At 57.7% G+C, this 21,332-nt stretch carries 17 protein-coding genes, 1 tRNA gene and 1 other RNA gene; 10 read left to right on the top strand and 9 right to left on the bottom strand.

Translation table 11 applies throughout. The annotated features are described in order from the left end of the window. Positions 1-201 precede the first annotated feature (201 nt). The gene (locus URZ40_RS20245) at positions 202-1,107 is read right to left on the bottom strand and encodes a LysR family transcriptional regulator (protein ID WP_316378895.1); all 906 of its coding nucleotides are present in this window, start codon (positions 1,105-1,107) and stop codon (positions 202-204) included. 109 nt (positions 1,108-1,216) lie between these two features. Here URZ40_RS20245 and URZ40_RS20240 point away from each other — a divergent pair, with 109 nt between their 5' ends. The 4 genes from URZ40_RS20240 to URZ40_RS20225 all read left to right on the top strand — a co-directional run bounded on the left by URZ40_RS20240 (position 1,217) and on the right by URZ40_RS20225 (position 3,198). Next, positions 1,217-2,077 (top strand): pirin family protein, encoded by an 861-nt coding sequence (locus tag URZ40_RS20240; protein ID WP_320721051.1) that lies wholly within the window; start codon positions 1,217-1,219, stop codon positions 2,075-2,077. 26 nt (positions 2,078-2,103) lie between these two features. Continuing rightward, positions 2,104-2,781: a hydrolase gene (locus URZ40_RS20235; protein WP_320721050.1), complete on the top strand. Its 678-nt coding sequence runs from the start codon at positions 2,104-2,106 to the stop codon at positions 2,779-2,781. A 147-nt stretch (positions 2,782-2,928) separates the two neighbouring features. Beyond that, positions 2,929-3,016 (top strand) — tRNA-Ser (locus URZ40_RS20230). 45 nt (positions 3,017-3,061) lie between these two features. After that, a non-coding RNA gene (locus tag URZ40_RS20225) (RtT sRNA) lies at positions 3,062-3,198 on the top strand. 61 nt (positions 3,199-3,259) lie between these two features. On the opposite strand, the gene URZ40_RS20220 is transcribed toward URZ40_RS20225, so the two are convergent. The 5 genes from URZ40_RS20220 to efeU all read right to left on the bottom strand — a co-directional run bounded on the left by URZ40_RS20220 (position 3,260) and on the right by efeU (position 9,730). Continuing rightward, positions 3,260-4,765, bottom strand: coding sequence for an alanine/glycine:cation symporter family protein (locus URZ40_RS20220; protein WP_320721049.1), 1,506 nt, complete (start codon positions 4,763-4,765; stop codon positions 3,260-3,262). Between the two features lie 383 nt (positions 4,766-5,148). Then, a complete protein-coding gene (gene phoH / locus URZ40_RS20215; RefSeq protein ID WP_029740192.1) occupies positions 5,149-5,940 on the bottom strand; it encodes a phosphate starvation-inducible protein PhoH in 792 nt (263 codons plus the stop codon). Positions 5,941-6,439: 499 nt separating this feature from the next. Next, a complete protein-coding gene (efeB, locus tag URZ40_RS20210; RefSeq protein ID WP_320721048.1) occupies positions 6,440-7,723 on the bottom strand; it encodes an iron uptake transporter deferrochelatase/peroxidase subunit in 1,284 nt (427 codons plus the stop codon). A 5-nt stretch (positions 7,724-7,728) separates the two neighbouring features. Next, the gene (gene efeO, locus URZ40_RS20205) at positions 7,729-8,856 is read right to left on the bottom strand and encodes an iron uptake system protein EfeO (RefSeq protein WP_320721047.1); all 1,128 of its coding nucleotides are present in this window, start codon (positions 8,854-8,856) and stop codon (positions 7,729-7,731) included. Positions 8,857-8,896: 40 nt separating this feature from the next. After that, on the bottom strand, positions 8,897-9,730 hold the full coding sequence (gene efeU / locus URZ40_RS20200) for an iron uptake transporter permease EfeU (protein WP_192983067.1): 834 nt from the start codon (positions 9,728-9,730) through the stop codon (positions 8,897-8,899). Positions 9,731-9,981: 251 nt separating this feature from the next. Between efeU and URZ40_RS20195 the strand changes: the two genes are divergently transcribed. Then, a complete protein-coding gene (locus URZ40_RS20195) occupies positions 9,982-11,166 on the top strand; it encodes a nucleoside transporter C-terminal domain-containing protein (RefSeq protein ID WP_320721046.1) in 1,185 nt (394 codons plus the stop codon). Positions 11,167-11,214: 48 nt separating this feature from the next. On the opposite strand, the gene URZ40_RS20190 is transcribed toward URZ40_RS20195, so the two are convergent. Continuing rightward, positions 11,215-11,634: a DUF3574 domain-containing protein gene (locus URZ40_RS20190; RefSeq protein WP_320721045.1), complete on the bottom strand. Its 420-nt coding sequence runs from the start codon at positions 11,632-11,634 to the stop codon at positions 11,215-11,217. A gap of 70 nt (positions 11,635-11,704) precedes the next feature. Further along, positions 11,705-13,213 (bottom strand): sodium/proline symporter PutP, encoded by a 1,509-nt coding sequence (gene putP, locus URZ40_RS20185; protein ID WP_116340753.1) that lies wholly within the window; start codon positions 13,211-13,213, stop codon positions 11,705-11,707. Between the two features lie 422 nt (positions 13,214-13,635). On the opposite strand from putP, the gene putA reads away from it, so the two are divergent. Then, positions 13,636-17,598, top strand: a complete 3,963-nt coding sequence (gene putA / locus URZ40_RS20180) for a trifunctional transcriptional regulator/proline dehydrogenase/L-glutamate gamma-semialdehyde dehydrogenase (RefSeq protein WP_320721044.1) — start codon at positions 13,636-13,638, stop codon at positions 17,596-17,598. Positions 17,599-17,649: 51 nt separating this feature from the next. Continuing rightward, positions 17,650-18,051: a lysozyme inhibitor LprI family protein gene (locus URZ40_RS20175; RefSeq protein WP_320721043.1), complete on the top strand. Its 402-nt coding sequence runs from the start codon at positions 17,650-17,652 to the stop codon at positions 18,049-18,051. A gap of 211 nt (positions 18,052-18,262) precedes the next feature. Here the strand turns inward: URZ40_RS20175 and rutR are convergent, their stop codons facing one another. Continuing rightward, a complete protein-coding gene (gene rutR, locus URZ40_RS20170) occupies positions 18,263-18,901 on the bottom strand; it encodes an HTH-type transcriptional regulator RutR (protein WP_116340759.1) in 639 nt (212 codons plus the stop codon). A 245-nt stretch (positions 18,902-19,146) separates the two neighbouring features. Between rutR and rutA the strand changes: the two genes are divergently transcribed. Genes rutA through rutC form a run of 3 tightly spaced genes read left to right on the top strand, consistent with a single transcriptional unit; the run spans position 19,147 to position 21,325 of the window. Beyond that, positions 19,147-20,238 (top strand): pyrimidine utilization protein A, encoded by a 1,092-nt coding sequence (gene rutA / locus URZ40_RS20165; RefSeq protein WP_116340761.1) that lies wholly within the window; start codon positions 19,147-19,149, stop codon positions 20,236-20,238. Next, entirely contained in the window at positions 20,238-20,927 is a 690-nt protein-coding gene (gene rutB / locus URZ40_RS20160; protein WP_320721042.1) for a pyrimidine utilization protein B, read from the top strand. The genes rutA and rutB overlap by 1 nt, the downstream gene beginning before the upstream one ends. An 11-nt stretch (positions 20,928-20,938) precedes the next feature. Continuing rightward, the gene (rutC, locus tag URZ40_RS20155; RefSeq protein ID WP_008499822.1) at positions 20,939-21,325 is read left to right on the top strand and encodes a pyrimidine utilization protein C; all 387 of its coding nucleotides are present in this window, start codon (positions 20,939-20,941) and stop codon (positions 21,323-21,325) included. The last annotated feature ends 7 nt before the right edge of the window (positions 21,326-21,332 follow it).

Here is a 21,332-nt window from a genome sequence, read left to right as displayed (position 1 = left end):
GCGACAGCCAGTTGGACAGATGACGAGCCTGCGAGGAATCTGCCCGAAGGGCGAGCGAAGCGAGTCAATCCCCCCGGAGCTATAAGCAGCTCGGTGCGGTCTGAGCCCCTCACCCTAACCCTCTCCCCAAAGGGGCGAGGGAATTATTTACTGCTCGCATTAGTTTCGGGGGATTCCTCAGCCCGCAAGGCGAGGGGATTGTTACTCCTCCACCATCCGGGCATATTCTTCGGTAAGAAAATCCACCAGCGTTCTGACCGACGGCAGTAAACCACGCCGGGAAGGATAAACCGCGTGAATAACTTCCCGTCTGGGTTCCCATGCGTCCAGCACCCGCACCAATTCCCCTGATACCAGCTGATCCTTGACCATCAAAATCGGCAGCTGCACGACCCCTACCCCCGCCATTGCCGCTTCACGCAGCGCCAGCATGTCGGTGGTAATCAAGCGCGGCGTAAAGTGAATCTCCGCTTTTGCCCCGTCCGGCCCGCCCAGTTCCCATTTATGCAGCTGCTTTCCCGCCCCCATGCTCAAGCCCGGCCATTCGCTCAGCTCAGAGGGCACGGCAGGGTTGCCCATCTGCTCAATCAGCGCAGGGCTCGCCACCAGGCAGTGCCCCCTGTCTGCCAGCACTCTTAACACCAGATCGCTGTCGTCAAAGGGACGTGGACGAACGCGGATCGCCACGTCAATGCCCTCGCCCACCAGATCGACTCGCCGGTTGGTGGCCTCAAGCTGAAGATTGATCCCCGGATAGCGTGCCATAAACCGTGCCAGCATCGGCCCCACGTGAACGTGCAGCAAGGTTACCGGGCAGGTGATCCTGACCACACCGCGCGGCTCGGCCTGTAAAGCCGCCACCGCCTCTTGCGCAGCTTCGGCCTCCACCATCATCGCTTTACAGTGCTGATAGAAGGTCTGCCCGACTTCGGTCACCGTAAACTGCCGCGTAGTGCGCTGGATCAACCGCACGCCAAGGCGCTCTTCCAGCTGAGCAATCCGGCGGCTCAGTTTCGACTTGGGCTGATCGAGCGCCCGACCCGCCGCCGCAAACCCACCATGGTCCACCACCTTCACAAACCACGCGAAATCATTGAGATCCTGCATACGCCCTCATCGTTCCATTTTCAGAACAGTGAATGTCAATTTCACTATCTACCGGGATATTAACCTTGAATATAAGCTAATTACATCAACAGAACATCAGGAGCTCATCATGAAAAACGTAACAGGCGTTTATACCGCACCTCGTCCGCACTGGGTCGGTGACGGTTTCCCGGTTCGTTCAATGTTTTCTTACCAGACGCACGGCGAGCCGCTGAGCCCGTTCCTGCTGTTGGACTACGCCGGACCGTACACCTTCCCGGCGGACGGCGCGAAACGCGGCGTGGGCGAGCATCCTCATCGCGGCTTTGAAACGGTCACTATCGTCTACTCCGGGGAAGTGGAGCACCGCGACTCAACCGGCAGAGGCGGCGTCATTGGCCCGGGCGACGTGCAGTGGATGACGGCAGGCGCAGGCATCCTGCACGAGGAGTTCCACTCCAGCGCCTTCGCGCAGAAAGGTGGCGAGCTGAAAATGATGCAGCTGTGGGTCAACCTGCCGGCGAAAGACAAATTGGCGGCACCGGGCTACCAGAGCATCACCAAAAGCGATATCCCGGTTGTGACGCTACCGGATAACAGCGGCACCCTGCGGGTGATTGCCGGTCGCTACGACGAGGTTACCGGCCCTGCGCACACTTTCTCACCGCTGAACGTCTGGGACATCGCGCTGAACCAGGGAAGCCATCTGACGCTCAATCAGCCCGAAGGCTGGAGCACCGCGCTGGTCGTGCTTGAAGGCAACATAACGGTGAACGGTACAACGCAGGCAGGTGAAGCCCAGCTGGTCGTATTGAGTCAGGAAGGCAACAAGCTGCACCTGGAGGCGAACAGCGATGCCAAAGTGCTGCTGATGGCCGGCGAGCCGCTGAATGAACCCATCGTGGGCTACGGCCCGTTTGTGATGAACAGTAAAACCGAGATCGCGGAAGCCATTCGTGATTTCAATTCCGGCCGCTTCGGCCAGATCTGAACGTAATCGTAATAAAGGAGAAGAACATGTCTACACCTGCGAATTTTAATGGTACCCGTCCGGTTATTGATGTGAACGATGCGGTGATGTTGCTTATCGATCACCAGAGCGGGCTGTTCCAGACCGTCGGCGACATGCCCATGCCGGAGCTGCGCGCCCGTGCGTCGGCGCTGGCAAAAATTGCTACGCTGGCGAAGATCCCGGTGATCACCACGGCCTCCGTTCCACAGGGACCGAACGGCCCGCTTATCCCTGAGATCCACGCCAACGCGCCGCATGCGCAGTATGTGGCACGCAAAGGTGAGATCAACGCCTGGGATAATCCGGAGTTCGTGGCGGCGGTAAAAGCCACCGGTCGCAAGACGTTAATTATTGCCGGCACGATCACCAGCGTATGCATGGCCTTCCCGTCCATCAGCGCGGTGGCGGACGGCTATAAAGTGTTTGCGGTGATTGATGCTTCCGGCACCTACAGCAAAATGGCGCAGGAGATCACCCTGGCACGCGTGGTCCAGGCCGGTGTGGTACCAATGGATACCGCCGCGGTGGCCTCTGAGATCCAGCGCACCTGGAACCGTGAGGACGCGGCTGAATGGGCTGAGGTGTATACCCACATCTTCCCGGCTTACCAGCTGTTGATCGAAAGCTACGGCAAAGCACAGGAAGTGGTTAAAAACAGCGAAGTACTCGATTCACAGCGTTAATCCCCTGCTCCACGGCGTAAAAACCGTGGAGCTGATTAATGCTTAACCGAACAGGCACTAAAGCTGAAAATCTGCTTGACCGTGTTAGCGCAACTCCCTATAGTAGCGCCCCGTTGCCCCCCAAGCGGTCAGGCAGCAAAACAATATGGTGAGGTGTCCGAGTGGCTGAAGGAGCACGCCTGGAAAGTGTGTATACGGCAACGTATCGGGGGTTCGAATCCCCCCCTCACCGCCATATTTGAGATGAGAGCTCGTACGAAAGTACGGGCTTTTTTCTTTTATATTCTCCGTAAGGGGGGGGATGAGAACCCCCGACTGGGGTTCGACAACTGGCGCAGCCAGTTGGACAGACTGAGAACGTAGCGAACAGGCTGCCCGAAGGGCGAGCGAAGCGAGTCAATCCCCCCCGGTGCGACACGAGCTGCCCCACCTACAAAAAAAAGCCCGTACAAAAGCACGGGCCGGTCTCAACCATTCCTCAGCTATTCAGCTTTCCAGCCGGTTGCTTTCCCTCGGGAGCAGGTCTCTGGCCGATATTCAAACCCTCTTCATCCTTGCGCTCCTCCAGCCAGTAATCCGCATTTTTAATCCCCAGACGCACCGGATCAAACTGTGGATCCAGCCCCTGCGCGTTCTGGATTTCATAATCCTTCAGGCTGGCAAACGCTTTTTTATGCAGCAGAACAATGGCAATAATGTTGAGCCATGCCATCAGCCCTACGCCAATATCCCCCAGTCCCCAGGCCAGATCCGCGGTACGAACCGTGCCGTAGACCGTGGACGCCATCAGACATAACTTAAGCAGGAACGTCAGCCACGGGCGGTGAATTTTGCGGTTGATGTAGGCGATATTGGTTTCGGCAATATAGTAGTAAGCAATAATCGTAGTGAAGGCAAAGAAGAACAGCGCAATAGCAACAAAGTAATTACCAAAGCCCGGCATCATACTTTCCATTGCCGTCTGCACGTAGCCAGGACCTGCGGCCACGCCTGCAATTCCCGTATAAAGCGCGGCGCCGTCGACGCCCTGGACGTTATACAGCCCGGTAATTAGCAGCATAAACCCGGTCGCGGAGCAGACAAACAGCGTGTCGATATAGACCGAGAATGCCTGAACCAGCCCCTGCTTCACCGGATGGCTTACCGCCGCCGCGGATGACGCATGCGGCCCGGTCCCCTGCGCCGCTTCGTTAGAATAGACGCCACGCTTAACACCCCACATAATCGCCTGACCGAGGATGGCGCCAAAGCCTGCTTCCAGGCCGAACGCGCTTTTCCAGATCAGCAGAATAACCGAAGGGAGCTGGTTAATATTAATGGCGATAATCACGCAGGCGACAATAATATAGCCCAGCGCCATAAATGGAACGACCATACTGCTAAAGCTGGCGATCCTTTTCACGCCGCCGAAAATAATAAAGCTTAACAGCACAGCAAGTAATGCCGCCGTCACGTTCGGACTCAGACCAAAGGCAATATCCAGGCTCGCACCAATTGAGTTTGCCTGCACGCCCGGAAGTAATAACCCGCAGGAGAAAATAGTCACAATGGCAAATAACCATGCGTACCACTTAACGCCTAAACCTTTTTCAATATAAAAGGCAGGACCACCACGATATTCACCGTTAATTTTTTCTTTATAAACCTGGCCCAGGGTGGATTCGACAAATGCTGAACTGGCGCCTAAAAAAGCGACTATCCACATCCAGAAAAGCGCGCCCGGACCGCCAAAAGTAATTGCCGTGGCCACACCAGCGATATTCCCTGTCCCCACACGGCCTGCCAGCGTCATCGTCAGTGCCTGAAACGACGACACGCCTGCATCCGTAGGACGCCCCTGGAACATCAGGGTAATCATGTGCTTGATATGACGTAATTGCAGAAAGCGACTACGCAGTGAGAAATAGAGGCCAACACCCAGACATAAAAATATTAACGCAGGGCTCCAGATTACACCATTAATAGCACCAACCAGTTCGTTCATGTATGACCCTCAGCGTGATGTTTCGGGGGAACGGATCCCCTGTTGTGTTTCTTCTTAGAATTTTGTTCGAACAAGTACGAAACATAGATAACTCCCCTTCAGACACCAACTTAATTTTTACTTCGTAGTAATGATCTGTGACAACATTCACGTTTAATTTTTAACTAACAATTAGCGGGATCATTATATTCATAGATATTTTGTGGGTATTATAAACACATGTCACACTTCTACCGCTCAAATAAAAAGCAGCCGTAAAAAAATTAATAATCGAAATGGTTAATTATCAATAACAGGTGAATTCTGCAAAGAATAAAAGACGCTTCCCGGCATGACGCCGGGAAGAAATTACAGGAAAGCGGCAAAACGATAATGCTTTACCTTTAGTCGGAATAGACCTGCAGCGTGCGCTGACACAGCGCTGAACGCACGCAGTCCTCTTTGGTGAAGCGTACCACCCCAATCATCTCATCTTCCTCAAAACGTGACATGGCGTCGCTCAGCCCGGATTTTACGCCGGACGGCAGGTCACACTGGGTAATATCGCCGTTAACGATAACCGTCACGTTCTCCCCGAGGCGCGTTAAGAACATCTTCATTTGCGCAGCGGTCACGTTCTGAGCCTCGTCAAGAATGACGACCGCATTTTCAAATGTACGTCCGCGCATATAGGCGAACGGCGCGATTTCCACCTTGCCAATCTCTGGCCGCAGGCAGTACTGCATAAAGGATGCACCCAGTCGCTTCACCAGCACGTCATAGACGGGCCTGAAGTAAGGGGCAAACTTCTCCGAAATGTCTCCGGGCAGGAAGCCGAGATCTTCATCCGCCTGCAGTACCGGACGGGTAACAATAATGCGCTCCACGTCCTTATGAATCAGCGCTTCCGCCGCTTTGGCCGCACTGATCCACGTTTTCCCGCATCCGGCTTCACCGGTTGCAAAGATGAGCTGTTTACTCTCGATAGCATTCAGGTAGTGCGCCTGAGCCTCATTGCGCGCCACAATTGGAGAATTATCACGGCTGTCTCGGGCCATGCCAATTGCTTCTACGCCACTCATCTGCACAAGCGAGGTGACCGATTCTTCTTCACGCTGTTTATGGCTACGTGAGTCCCGTCTCAGCACACGTTTTGCTTCGCGACGAGCTTTGATCACTGCTTTTTGTCTTCCCATGGATAGCACCTTGAGTTGTTGGTATTCATCACACGCGCCAGCTTCGGCACGATTATGCGCACGAACATCAGAGGGTTGGCTTCCTTGTAAGCCATTGCTTGCTTTATCAGATGACGATACAGAACGGCTACGCGCACCGGTCTGCACGTCGGTCGAATCAGATTCTTGAGGTGTGGGGGAGAATTTAGTGGTGAGGAAATCGCTGCCGGAGTCTGAGCCTCCGCGCCGGGTGCTGCGGTTGTTATGTTTACCATGTCCAGTACAGGACGCAACCATTCGCGATCTCCATAGTGATTCAGCATCACTGCCGGGAACTACCGCTGTCTTATCTTAAGTACATCAGGAGTTATCATAAATGCAACATTTATTTTACCTGAATGCAACTTTTCAGACTGCTCCTGCAGCGGATTCAGTCTTATATAGAAATATTACAGAAATATAACAATATGTTAGTCATATGAAAAAATAATGTCCCTGCGAACTATCGCAGGGACAATTATCAGGCTTCGAGCAGCCCTTGAGCGAGATACGCACCAGCATCGCGCGCGCCGGGCAGGGCAAAGAAATACCCGCCGCCGATGGGCTTAATGTACTCTTCCAGCGCTTCACCGTTTAACCGCTTCTGCACCGTCAGGAAACCTTTCTCCAGATCGTGCTGATAGCAGACGAACAGCAGCCCCATATCAAGCTGCCCGGAGTTGGTCACGCCCAGTGAATAGCTGTAACCACGGCGCATCATCAGGCTGGACTGCGTCTCTTTGGTGCGCGGGTTAGCAAGGCGAATATGGCTGTCGAGCGCGATAACGTCGCCATCCGGATCGCTCGCATAGTCAGGCACATCATGCTCGTGCTTCATACCCAGCGGTGCCCCGCTCTGCTTGTCGCGGCCGAAAATCGTCTGCTGCTCTTTCAGCGGCGTGCGGTCCCAGAACTCCACGTGGAACTGGATAATCCGCACCGCCTGGTAGCTGCCGCCCACCGCCCACGCCGGTTCGCCCTGATTGGCAGTGACCCACACCACCTCCTTCATGAGCGCACCATCGTGACTGTCCGGGTTGGCCGTACCGTCCTTAAAGCCCAGCAGGTTCACCGGGGTCTCTTTCCCCTTGCTGCGGGCGGCGTGATCGGAGATAAACCCTTCCCGCTTCCAGCGCACGCTCAGCAGATCCGGCGTGTGCTTGATGATATCGCGCAGGGCGTGGATCACCGTATCCTGGGTATTGGCACAAATTTGCAGGAGCAGGTCGCCGTGGCACAGCGCCGCGTCGAGGGAGTCATTCGGGAAGCGCGTCATTTTTTGCAGCGCTTTTGGCTTCTGCTTTGCCAGGCCATAGCGGCCATCAAACATCGACTCCCCCACCGACACGGTGATGGTCAGGTTATCCGGCGCGATAAACGCCCCGAGGATACCGGAATCCATCGGCGGCAGGCGCGGATTTGGCGTCTCCGGTGCCGGACCGCCCGCGGTAAGAAACGCGATGCGCGCCGTCAGCAGGCGGAACAGCCGCTCCAGATCCGCCTTATCGCTGGCCAGCGAATCAAAGGCCACCAGCATCATGGAAGCCTGCTGCGGCGTCAGAATGCCCGCCTGGTGCTCACCGTAAAACGGCTGCGTCTCCATCCGGGCATCCGGCGACAGCGTGCCGGGAGCGCTTTGCGGTTTCGCCGCATGCGCAACCGGGCAGCCACCTGCCAGGGCAAGCGCGCCGCCCAGCGCCCCGACCCCTTTTAACAAACGACGTCGGGAAGGTTCCGCCACGTCGTGCTCGTCATGCTTGTTCATCGTGCTTAGTCCAGACCCAGTACGCCGCGCAGCAGGGAGAGATCTTCCGCCAGGGTCGTAATCGGGCCTTTCAGCGCATTACGGTCAGCGTCGGTCAGCTTGTCGTAGGTTTCGAACCCGTCTTTGGTGCGGTATTTCGCCAGAATGGTGTCCACTTTTTTGAAGTTGGCATCCACTTTCGCCAGCAGTTCGCCGTTCTCTTTCTGCAGCTGAGGACGCAGCAGGTCGACAATTTTCTGCGCGCCGTCGACGTTGGCCTGGAAGTCCCACAGGTCAGTATGGCTGTAGCGATCTTCTTCCCCGCTGATTTTGCTCGCGGCCACTTCTTCAATCAGCCCCGCCGCGCCGCCCACCACTTTTGACGGCGGGAAGGCCAGCTCGCTGATGCGCTTTTGCAGCTCCAGCACGTCGGCGTTCAGCTGCCCGGCATATTTCTCCATTCCTTTGGTGGAGTTATCGCCAAACAGGGCTTTTTCCAGACGGTGGAAGCCGGTGAATTTCGGATCGGCGGCCTTCTGCTCGTAGTCGTCTTCACGGGCATCAATGCTGCCGTCAAGGTCAGAGAACAGTTCGGCAATCGGCTCGATGCGCTCGTAGTGCTGGCGGGTTGGCGCATACAGGGATTTCGCTTTTTCGATATCGCCCGCTTTCACCGCGTCGGTGAAGGCTTTGGTGCCCGTAACCAGGTCCGCCGTCTCTTTGGTGACGTAGGATTTATAGGCGGTGATGGCGTCGCCCAGGCTCAGCAGGGCCGTGCCTTTGGCGGCGTCCGCCGTCGCTGCACCTTTGACGATCAGCTTGCCTTTCGGATTGGTCAGCAGGCCGCAGGTCATGTCGTATTCACCCGGCTGCAGGTTGGCGGTCATCTTCTGGCTGAAGCCCGGGGCGATATTCTCGCGCTCTTCCACCACCATCACGCCTTTGAGGATCTCCCACTCCAGTGCCTTCTGGCTATGGTTCTGAATGATAAACTGGGTTTTCCCGCTCTTAACCGTGATGGTCATCGGATCGCACTGCTTATCGTTGACGGTGACTTTCACCTGCGGAATATCCGCAGCCTGCGCGGTGAAGGCAGAAGCGAACAGCGCGGCAATGCCTGCGCACAATGCACTACGACGAAACTGAATTGCCATGACTCTTCCCTTAAAAAGTATGTTGTAACTAAAACGATAATTACGGCGCAACGCGCGACGTCTGCGAACCGGTACGCGGCGGCATTGCAAACAGCACCAGCGCCGGAACCAGATAGATAAAGTACATCGCCACTTCGCTGACGCTCGGCGTTTCCTGGTAGCCGAAAATCCCTTCAAGCAGGGTGCCAGTCAGTGAATGGGTGGAGAGGACGTTGCTGAGATCGAACGCCACGCCCTGGAAGTGGTTCCACAGGCCCGCCTCGTGGAAGGCGCGGATCGCCCCTGCCGCCAGCCCCGCGGCCACCAGCAGAATGAACAGGCTGGTCCATTTAAAGAAGGCGCCCAGGTTAAGGCGAATGCCGCCCCAGTAGAGCAGGAAGCCCAGCACCACCGCCGTTGCCAGACCGAGCATGGCGCCCAGCGGCGGCCAGATACCCACGTCCTGCTGGAATGCCGCCAGCAGGAAGAAGACCGATTCCAGCCCCTCGCGCGCAACGGCGAAAAAGACCATCATAATCAGCGCCCAGCCGTGGTGATTCCCCTTCTGCAGGGCGTTATCCACCGCCTGCTCCAGCTGCACCTTCACGTTGCGGGATACTTTGCGCATCCAGAACACCATCCACGTCAGGATGAACACCGCAATCACGGCGACGATACCTTCAAACAGCTCTTGCTCTTTCTGCGGGAATTCGCCGGTGGTTTCATTGATGAGGATACCTAAACCCAGGCAGAGCGCCGCGGCAAGGAAAACGCCAACCCACATCACGCCAATCCAGCGCCCTCGCTGGGTGCGCTTCAGATAACTGGCGATAAGGCTGACAATCAGGGCCGCTTCAAGGCCTTCACGTAACATAATGAGAAATGGAACAAACATGCCGACACCTTAAATGTTTATCGCGGTCAACTGATGCAAAGAAAGGTAAATTCTTGTGATAGTGATTATCATTACGGCAAAAAGAAACACAAGCGAAATGTGTGGTGATTTGATGACGAGTTGTAAACGCAAAGCCTGTTAATAGTTACCGCCGTTACCGTTAAGTTTATAAGTTATAATAAAAATGCCCATTTACGGTTAACCAGCGCTGTGGCTAAATATCCGCCTCAAAAACCAACTGAAAATAACCCATGTTTAAGATTGTCCATTTCCTGCTGGCGCTGGTGATTATTCTTGCGCTCGCCTGGCTGGTGAGTTTCGACCGCCGAAAAATTCGCATTCGTTATGTTTTACAGCTGATAGTTATTGAAATTGCGCTGGCGTTCTTTTTCCTGCACGCCGAAAGCGGGCTTTTCCTGATTAAATATGTTTCCGGCTTCTTTGAGTCACTGCTGAAATTTGCCTCGGAAGGGACGAATTTCGTCTTTGGCGGAATGGGTGAAAAAGGGCTGGCGTTTATTTTCCTCGGCGTGCTTTGCCCGATTATTTTCATTTCGGCGCTGATTGGTATTCTCCAGCACTGGCGGATCCTGCCGATTTTTATTCGAATCATCGGGACGCTGCTGTCAAAACTGAACGGCATGGGCAAGCTGGAATCCTTCAATGCGGTGAGCTCGCTGATCCTCGGCCAGTCGGAAAACTTTATTGCCTACAAAGGCGTGCTGGGGGATCTCTCCTCACGTCGCCTGTTCACCATGGCGGCCACGGCCATGTCGACGGTCTCGCTATCGATTGTCGGCGCCTATATGACCATGCTCGACGCCAAATTTGTCGTTGCCGCGCTGATCCTGAACATGTTCAGCACCTTTATTATTCTCTCGGTTATTAACCCGGTGCGTCCGGAAGCCGAGCCGGATATCAAGCTGGAGAAGCTGCACGAATCTCAGAGCTTCTTTGAAATGCTCGGCGAGTATATTCTGGCCGGTTTTAAGGTGGCGATGATTATTCTGGCAATGCTGATTGGCTTTATCGCCCTCATCAGCGCGGTTAACGCCCTCTTCTCCAGCGTATTCGGCATGAGCTTCCAGCAGATCCTGGGCTATGTGTTTTATCCGCTGGCGTGGCTTATCGGTATTCCGCTGAGCGATGCGCTCAATGCGGGCAGCATTATGGCAACCAAGCTGGTGGCAAATGAATTTGTGGCGATGATTGAGCTGCAAAAAATTGCCCATGAAATGTCACCGCGCGGGCTGGGCATTTTGTCCGTCTTCCTGGTGTCGTTCGCGAACTTCGCCTCCATCGGCATTGTGGCGGGGGCGATTAAGGGGCTGAACGAGCATCAGGGCAACGTGGTGTCGCGGTTTGGTCTGCGCCTCGTATACGGTGCGACGCTGGTGAGCCTGCTGTCGGCGAGCTTTGCGGGATTAGTGCTGTAAATTGCTTTGCTACAAAACAACAACGGCGGGATTTCCCGCCGTTTTTTATTAAAACTGCACGCACACCGGCTGGTCGACGCGCATCACCGACTCCTGCGCGAAGCGTGACTTATAAATCCCGCGCAACGCTTCGATGTTCTTCTCGCTCTGGGCATCTTTCCCGTGGATCAGCATCAGCGCCTTGCTCGGCTCGCGCGCCACTTTCCCGTCATTCCCCAGCCACTGGCCGCGCGCATCAAACACCGTTAAGCCATCGCGAAAGCGCGGCGTCACGTCCTGGTCGACAAACTGCTGCCACTCGTTGCCGGTAATCTGCGCCCCTGCCGGGCGATTTAAGCCGAAATAGAGCGTGGTCTGCTGCATCTGGTTATCCGCGTTGCAGGTCTCTACCGCCGCGCGCTGCGTGGGAGCGTTACAACCCGCCAGCAGCATTAATGCTGCCACCATTAACCCTGTTTTAATCATCATTTATCATCTCGAACTGGTGAACGGTCTGTCCCCTCTCCCCTTTGGGGAGAGGGTTAGGGTGAGGGGAAAATTACTCTGCCTGAAGCTTAGTCGGCGGCGCAGTGTGGTAGTGCGCGTCCGCTTCCGCAAAGCGCTTCTGCATGGAGGCTGACGGGGCTTTACCCAGCAGGCTGAACACCACAATACCGATGCTGCCGAAGAGGAAGCCCGGAATGATTTCGTACAGGCCCAGCCATGCGAACTGTTTCCAGACGATAACGGTGACCGCACCGATAATCATCCCGGCCAGCGCGCCGTTGCGGGTCATGCGTGACCACATGACGGAGAACAGGACGACCGGACCAAACGCGGCGCCAAAGCCCGCCCACGCGTAGCTCACGAGGCCCAGCACGCGGTTTTCCGGGTTGGCCGCTAGCGCAATCGCCACCAGCGCCACCACCAGCACCATAAAGCGCCCTACCCACACCAGCTCTTTCTGGCTCGCGTCTTTACGCAGGAAGGCCTTGTAGAGGTCTTCGGTGATCGCACTGGAGCAGACCAGCAGCTGGCAGCTCAAAGTAGACATCACCGCCGCCAGGATCGCGGAGAGCAGAATGCCGGCAATCCACGGGTTGAACAGAATTTGCGCCAGCTCGATGAACACGCGTTCGGCGTTCTGGTTCACCGCGCCCGCCTGCGCCGGGTTGTTGTTGAAGTACGCGATACCGAAGAAGCCGACCGCGCACGCCCCCGCCAGACACAGGATCATCCACGTCATGCTGATGCGACGGGCATGCACGATGGTGTGGTGAGAATCCGCCGCCATAAAGCGCGCCAGAATGTGCGGCTGACCGAAGTAGCCCAGCCCCCAGCCCATCAGGGAGACGATGGCCACGAAGTTCAGCCCTTTCAGCATGTCGACGTTTTCGATGCTCTTCTGCTTGATCACTTCCAGCGACTCGCCAAAGCCGCCGACGGTGAAAATCACAATCACCGGGGTCAGGATCAGGGCGAAGATCATCAGGCTCGCCTGCACGGTATCGGTCCAGCTTACCGCCAGGAAACCGCCCACGAAGGTATAGAGGATGGTCGCCGCGGCACCGGCCCACAGGGCGGTTTCGTAACTCATGCCGAAGGTGCTTTCGAACAGACGCGCGCCGGCCACAATGCCGGAGGCACAGTAGATGGTGAAGAACAGCAGGATGACTACCGCAGAGATAATGCGCAGGATGCGGCTGTTGTCTTCAAAACGTCCGGTGAAGTAGTCCGGCAGCGTCAGGGCGTTGTTGTTGGCCTCGGTATGCACGCGCAGACGGCCTGCCACCAGCTTCCAGTTGATCCACGCGCCGACGGTCAGGCCGATGGCGATCCAGCTTTCGGAAATACCAGAGATGAAAATCGCGCCCGGCAGCCCCATCAGCAGCCAGCCGCTCATGTCGGAGGCGCCCGCAGAGAGTGCGGTCACCATCGGGCCTAAACTGCGGCCGCCCAGGATGTAGTCGTCAAAGTTCTTCGTCGAACGCCAGGCCAAAAACCCTATCAGGATCATGCCAAAAATATAAACGAGAAATGTCACCAGCATCGGTGTGCTAATAGCCATTCAAATTCTCCAAAATGTCGAGCGACAGCCGTCCGGGCTGCCTTGTTATGTCATCACCGGAACGTAGTGATGTGTGTATGTGTTTCCGTTGGGCGCGCTATCCTGCCGTATGCGCATCCCGCTGACAAACGATTTAACACTGCATTTACATCAAATTCATCCCCGGTTTGATACGAGTTTCCTATAGGTTGCACTCGCTCACGCTTTTACGGGTTGCACCTTTGAAAAGTGTTAACTCCCGCATAAAAACAGGCTTCCCGCACAAAAGCCAGCGCGTTTTTCCAGCTAACCATTCGTTAACAATCCATTCATTTTCCGGGTTGCAAACCAGGTCACATTTAACACGGTTGCACAAAGTTGCAACATGGTGGATATTTCACGCTATCTACAGAACGCTATTACAGAACAACAGGAGTTTTGGCATGGGGATGACCACCATGGGGGTTAAGCTGGATGACGCGACCCGCGAACGGATTAAGACCGCAGCAACCCGCATTGACCGCACACCGCACTGGTTAATCAAGCAGGCGATTTTCAACTATCTGGAAAGGCTGGAGAGCGAAGAAGGCCTGCCGGAGCTGCCTGCACTGCTGGCGGGCGCAGCGAACGAAAGCGACGACGCCGCGACGGCGGTGGAAGAGAATCACCAGCCGTTCCTCGAATTTGCCGAGCAGATCCTGCCGCAGTCCGTCAGCCGCGCCGCCATTACCGGCGCCTACCGCCGTGCAGAAACCGATGCCGTGCCGATGCTGCTGGAGCAGGCCCGCCTGCCGGAAGCCATTGCCGCCCAGGCGCACAGCCTGGCGTATCAGTTAGCCGACAAGCTGCGCAACCAGAAAACCGCCACCGGCCGCGCCGGGATGGTTCAGGGTCTGCTGCAGGAGTTTTCCCTCTCTTCACAGGAAGGCGTGGCGCTGATGTGTCTGGCGGAAGCGCTGCTGCGTATTCCGGATAAAGCCACCCGCGACGCGCTGATCCGCGACAAGATCAGCAACGGCAACTGGCACTCCCACATTGGCCGCAGCCCGTCGCTGTTCGTCAACGCGGCGACCTGGGGCCTGCTGTTTACCGGCAAGCTGGTCTCCACCCATAACGAAGCCAACCTCTCCCGCTCCCTGAACCGCATCATCGGTAAGAGCGGCGAGCCGCTGATCCGCAAGGGCGTGGACATGGCAATGCGCCTGATGGGCGAGCAGTTCGTCACCGGGGAAACCATTGCCGAAGCGCTGGCGAACGCCCGCAAGCTGGAAGATAAAGGTTTCCGCTACTCCTACGACATGCTGGGCGAAGCGGCCCTGACCGCCGCCGACGCGCAGGCCTATATGGTCTCTTACCAGCAGGCGATCCACGCCATCGGTAAAGCGTCCAACGGTCGCGGTATTTATGAAGGTCCTGGCATCTCCATTAAGCTCTCCGCCCTGCACCCGCGCTACAGCCGCGCGCAGTACGACCGGGTGATGGAAGAGCTCTACCCCCGCCTGAAGTCTTTAACACTACTGGCTCGCCAGTATGACATCGGCATTAACATCGACGCCGAAGAGGCCGACCGTCTGGAGATCTCTCTCGATCTGCTGGAAAAACTGTGCTTCGAGCCGGAGCTGGCAGGCTGGAACGGCATTGGTTTCGTTATTCAGGCCTACCAGAAGCGCTGCCCGTTCGTCATTGATTACCTGATTGACCTGGCCAGCCGCAGCCGCCGTCGCCTGATGATCCGTCTGGTGAAAGGCGCCTACTGGGACAGCGAAATCAAACGCGCCCAGATGGAAGGGCTGGAAGGCTATCCGGTTTATACCCGCAAGGTTTACACCGACGTCTCTTACCTCGCCTGTGCGAAAAAGCTGCTCGGCGTGCCGAACCTGATCTATCCGCAGTTCGCCACCCACAACGCCCACACCCTGGCCGCCATTTACAGCCTCGCGGGTCAAAACTACTATCCTGGGCAGTACGAGTTCCAGTGCCTGCACGGCATGGGTGAACCGCTTTACGAGCAGGTGACCGGGAAAGTGGCGGACGGCAAGCTGAACCGCCCGTGCCGCATCTATGCTCCGGTGGGAACCCACGAAACCCTGCTGGCGTACCTGGTGCGTCGTCTGCTGGAAAACGGCGCGAACACCTCCTTCGTTAACCGCATCGCCGACACCACCCTGCCGCTGGACGAGCTGGTGGCCGATCCAGTGCAGGCCGTTGAGAAGATGGCGGCGCAGGAAGGCCAGATTGGCCTGCCGCATCCGAAGATTGCCCTGCCGCGCGAGCTGTATGGCGCCGGTCGCGTTAACTCGGCGGGTCTGGATCTCGCCAACGAACACCGTCTGGCGTCCCTCTCCTCTGCCCTCCTCAACAGCGCGCTGCAGAAGTGGCAGGCCAAACCGATGCTGGAGCAGCCCGTTGCAGACGGCGAAATGCAGCCGGTGATCAACCCGGCAGAGCCAAAAGACATCGTCGGCTACGTGCGTGAAGCGACCGAAGCGGAGGTTGACCAGGCGCTGGACAGCGCTGTGAATAACGCGCCAATCTGGTTCGCCACCCCGCCGCAGGAGCGTGCCGCCATTCTGGAACGCGCCGCGGTACTGATGGAAGATCAGATGCAGTCGCTCATCGGCATTCTGGTGCGCGAAGCGGGTAAAACCTTCAGCAACGCCATCGCCGAAGTGCGCGAGGCTGTTGACTTCCTGCACTACTACGCCGGTCAGGTGCGCGATGATTTCGATAACGAAACCCACCGTCCGCTGGGTCCGGTCGTCTGTATCAGCCCGTGGAACTTCCCGCTGGCGATCTTCACCGGCCAGATTGCCGCCGCTCTGGCCGCAGGCAACAGCGTGCTGGCAAAACCGGCAGAGCAAACCCCGCTGATTGCCGCGCAGGGCATCAACATTCTTCTGGAAGCCGGCGTGCCGGCGGGCGTGGTCCAGTTGCTGCCGGGCCGCGGTGAAACCGTCGGCGCTAAGCTGACCTCCGATAACCGCATGCGTGGCGTGATGTTTACCGGTTCGACCGAAGTGGCCTCCCTGCTGCAGCGCAATATTGCCACCCGTCTGGATGCGCAGGGCCGTCCTACCCCGCTCATCGCGGAAACCGGCGGCATGAACGCCATGATCGTTGACTCCTCTGCCCTCACCGAGCAGGTAGTGGTCGACGTGCTGGCCTCCGCGTTCGACAGCGCTGGTCAGCGCTGCTCCGCCCTGCGCGTGCTGTGCCTGCAGGACGACGTGGCGGACCACACGCTGAAGATGCTGCGCGGCGCGATGGCCGAATGCCGCATGGGCAACCCGGGCCGTCTCACCACCGACATTGGGCCGGTGATCGACGCGGAAGCCAAAGCCAACATTGAAAACCACATTCAGGCCATGCGCGCGAAAGGCCGTCCGGTGTTCCAGGCGGTGCGCGAGAACAGCGAAGATGCCCGCGAATGGCGGACCGGCACCTTTGTGCCACCAACGCTGATTGAGCTGGCAAGCTTCGACGAGCTGAAAAAAGAGGTCTTCGGCCCGGTGCTGCACGTGGTGCGCTACAGCCGTAACAATCTCAAGGAGCTTATCGATCAGATCAACGCCTCCGGCTATGGTCTGACGCTCGGCGTGCATACCCGTATCGACGAAACCATTGCGCAGGTCACCGGCAATGCCAAAGTCGGCAACCTGTACGTTAACCGCAACATGGTTGGCGCGGTCGTGGGCGTGCAGCCGTTCGGCGGCGAAGGCCTCTCCGGCACCGGTCCAAAAGCGGGCGGTCCGCTCTACCTGTACCGTCTGCTGGCGAACCGTCCGGAAAACGCCCTGGGCGTCACCCTGGCGCGCCAGGACGCAAGTTATCCGGTGGATACGCAGGTGAAAACCGTGCTGACGCAGCCGCTGGAGGCGATGATCGCCTGGGCGGAAAAACGTCCTGAGCTGCGTGCGGTTGCCCGGCAGTACGGGGAGCTGGCGCAGGCGGGCACCCAGCGCCTGCTGCCGGGGCCAACCGGCGAGCGCAACACCTGGACGCTGATGCCGCGCGAGCGCGTGCTGTGCGTGGCCGATAACGAGCAGGACGCGCTGGTGCAGCTGGCCGCGGCGATGGCAACCGGCTGTGAGGTGCTGTGGCCGGAAGACGCGCTGCATCGCGATCTCGCCAAACAGCTGCCGAAAGCGGTCTCGGCCCGTATTCGCTTTGCGAAGGCCGATGCGCTGCTGACGCAGCCGTTTGATGCCGTGATTTACCACGGCGATTCCGACCAGCTGCGCGAGCTCTGCGAGCAGGTGGCAGCCCGCAGCGGGGCGATTGTTTCAGTGCAGGGCTTCGCCCGCGGGGAAACTAACCTGCTGCTGGAGCGCCTGTACGTGGAGCGCTCGCTCAGCGTCAACACCGCGGCGGCGGGGGGTAACGCCAGCCTGATGACAATCGGCTAACGCTGTGCTAATAAGGCTCCGGAGACGGAGCCTTATTTTATTGGGGAGTATATGAAACGATATCTTATCGCCGGTGCCGCACTGCTGCTGAGCGCCAGCGCGCTGGCCAACGAGTGCGACAAAGCAACCACCCAGCTTGAAATGAATACCTGTAGCGCGCAGCAGTACCAGGCTGCCGATAAAAAGCTCAACCAGACCTATCAGGCCGCCATTAAACGTGCAGCGACTCCCCAGCGCGACCTGCTGAAAAAGGCGCAGCAGGCCTGGATTGCCCTGCGCGACGCGGACTGCGCGTTTATCGGTTCGGGGACGGAAGGCGGGAGCGTCCAGCCAATGATTGTTAACCAGTGCCTGGCGGAGAAAACCGTGGAGCGTGAAGCGTTTCTGGCCTCTCTGATGCAGTGTGAAGAGGGCGACTTAAGCTGCCCCCTCACCCCGGCCCTCTCCCCATAGGGGCGAGGGAGAAAAGACAGCTCAGAGCAGTTCCCTCTCTCCATAGGGGCGAGGGCTAAAAGACAGCACAGAACAGTCCCCTCTCCCCATAGGGGCGAGGGAGAAAAGACAGCTCAGAGCAGTCCCCCTCTCTCCATAGGGGCGAGGGCTAAAAGACAGCACAGAACAGTACCCTCTCCCCTTTGGGGAGAGGGTTAGGGTGAGGGGAGAACTAGCGCGCGCGGATCCCTTCAATAATCATCCGCTGCACGTTTTCCAGCGTACTCTGGAAAAACGCCTCGTCCTGGAGCGTTTTGCCGGTCACCGCCTCAACCTGGGCCGCAAAGTCAGCGTAATGCTGGGTGGCGGCCCAAATCATAAAGATCAGGTGCTGCGGGTCAACCGGGGCTAGCTTACCGCTGGCTACCCATCCGGCAATAATCGCCGACTTATCGTCAACCAGCTGCTTTAAATCTCCGGTGAGTTCCGCCTGCAGCAGCGGCGCGCCCTGTAGCATCTCAAGACAAAACAGCCTTGATGCCTGCGGGTAATCGCGCGACACCTCCAGCTTCAGGCGAATATACTCTTCGATCGCTACCAGCGGGGCCAGCTCTTCACGGAAGGCCTTCAGCGGTGCCAGCCAGATATCGAGGATCTGCTGCATCACCGCCACGTACAGCGCCTCTTTCGACGGGTAATAGTAGAGCAGATTGGTTTTGGATACCCCGGACTGCTCCGCCACCTGCTCCAGGCGCGTGCCGTGAATGCCAAACTGCGAAAAGGTCTCCAGCGCCGCGCTGAGGATCGCCTGCTTCTTGGCGCTCACCGCCTGCGAACGTTTACCTGGTGTTTTCACTGCGCCTTGTGCCATTCCCGCTCTCCTTATTCTGCGTTGCCCTCAGCATAGCAAAACCCCCGTCTCGCCACGACATTCTGCACTCCCATCGCGCATGAATGCCTGTTTTCTGTGCAACGTTTTTGACCAGTTAGTCCACATTTGCCGACATCAATTCCCCAACCTCTGATTAACACATTAATAACACAGCCATTTTCAAAACTGGCACCGCCTTTGCAAAACCACCGTTACACCTGCGACGTAATGAAGAGAGGTTCGTGATGAAAATTGGCGTATTTGTACCTATCGGCAACAACGGCTGGCTTATCTCGACCACTGCACCGCAATACATGCCGACCTTCGAGCTGAATAAAGCCATCGTGCAGAAAGCGGAGCACTACCATTTCGACTTTGCGCTTTCGATGATCAAGCTGCGCGGCTTTGGCGGTAAAACCGAATTCTGGGATCACAACCTGGAGTCCTTTACCCTGATGGCCGGGCTGGCCGCGGTCACCTCGCGGATCCAAATCTACGCCACCGCCGCCACGCTCACCCTGCCGCCCGCGATCGTGGCGCGCATGGCGTCCACCATCGACTCCATCTCCGGCGGGCGCTTTGGCGTTAATCTGGTCACCGGCTGGCAAAAGCCGGAGTACGAGCAGATGGGGCTCTGGCCGGGCGACGATTACTTCTCCCGGCGCTACGACTACCTGACCGAATACGTGCAGGTCCTGCGCGATCTGTGGGGCACCGGCAAAAGCGATTTCAAGGGCGACTTCTTCACCATGAACGACTGCCGCGTCAGCCCGCAGCCGTCGGTGCCGATGAAGGTAATTTGCGCCGGGCAGAGCGACGCGGGGATGGAATTCTCCGCCAAATACGCCGACTTCAATTTCTGCTTCGGTAAAGGCGTCAACACGCCTGCTGCCTTCGCCCCGACCGCCGCGCGGATGAAAGAGGCCGCCGACAGGACCGGGCGCGACGTGGGCTCCTACGTGCTGTTTATGGTCATTGCCGACGAAACCGACGAGGCCGCGCGCGCCAAATGGCAGCGCTATAAGGACGGCGCCGACGAGGAGGCCCTGAGTTGGCTTACGGAGCAGAGCCAGAAGGATACCCGCTCCGGCGCGGATACCAACGTGCGCCAGATGGCCGACCCGACCTCTGCCGTCAATATCAACATGGGCACCCTGGTCGGCTCGTATGCCAGCGTCGCCAGAATGCTTGACGAAGTGGCGGCCGTGCCCGGTGCCGAGGGCGTCCTGCTTACCTTTGATGATTTCCTCACCGGCGTGGAGACCTTCGGCGAGCGCGTCCAGCCGCTGATGCAGTGCCGCGCTCACATCCCTGCCGTCACGAAGGAGGTGGCGTAATGACGACCCTTAACGCACGCCCCGAAGCCATTACCTTTGCGCCTGAGCAGAGCGCGCTGATCGTGGTGGATATGCAAAACGCCTACGCCAGTAAAGGCGGCTATCTGGACCTGGCGGGGTTCGACGTCTCCGCCACAAGGCCTGTGATCGAGAACATCAAAACCGCCGTCGCCGCCGCGCGCGAAGCGGGGATGCTCATCATCTGGTTTCAGAACGGCTGGGATGACCAGTACGTCGAGGCCGGCGGCCCCGGCTCGCCCAACTTCCACAAGTCGAACGCCCTGAAAACCATGCGCAGGCGGCCCGAACTGCAGGGCAAGCTGTTGGCAAAAGGCGGCTGGGACTATCAGCTGGTGGACGAGCTGGTACCGCAGGCGGGTGATCTCGTCCTGCCGAAACCGCGCTATAGCGGCTTTTTTAACACCCCGCTCGACAGCCTGCTGCGCAGCCGGGGCATTCGCCATCTGGTCTTCACCGGGATCGCCACCAACGTCTGCGTGGAGTCGACCCTGCGCGACGGCTTTTTCCTCGAATATTTTGGCGTGGTGCTGGAAGACGCGACCCATCAGGCCGGGCCGGAATTCGCTCAGAAAGCGGCCCTGTTCAATATCGAAACCTTTTTTGGCTGGGTCAGTAACGTCAGCGATTTTTGCGACGCCCTGAATCCCCCGCTCGCCCGTATCGCCTGAGGAGACACCTGATGCCAAAATCCGTGATTATTCCGCCGGGGACCAGCACCCCGATTGCCCCGTTTGTTCCCGGCACCCTCGCCGACGGCGTGGTGTATGTCTCCGGCACGCTGCCGTTTGATAAAGACAACAACGTGGTGTTTATCAACGACCCAAAGGCGCAAACCCGCCACGTGCTGGAGACGATCAAAACCGTGATCGAAACGGCGGGTGGCACCATGGAGGACGTGACCTTCAACAGCATCTTTATCACCGACTGGAAAAACTACGCCGCGATTAACGAGATTTACGCCGAGTTCTTCCCCGGCGATAAACCGGCCCGGTTCTGCATTCAGTGCGGGCTGGTGAAGCCGGACGCGCTGGTTGAAATCGCCACCGTTGCGCACATCGCGAAGTGAGGCAGCC

Origin of the sequence: Enterobacter sp. 296B2 (genome assembly GCF_034106185.1) — a bacterium.
Lineage (GTDB): Bacteria > Pseudomonadota > Gammaproteobacteria > Enterobacterales > Enterobacteriaceae > Enterobacter > Enterobacter cloacae_N.
The sequence above is the reverse complement of the archived record's forward strand: the minus strand, read 5'-3'. Positions and strand labels throughout refer to the sequence as shown.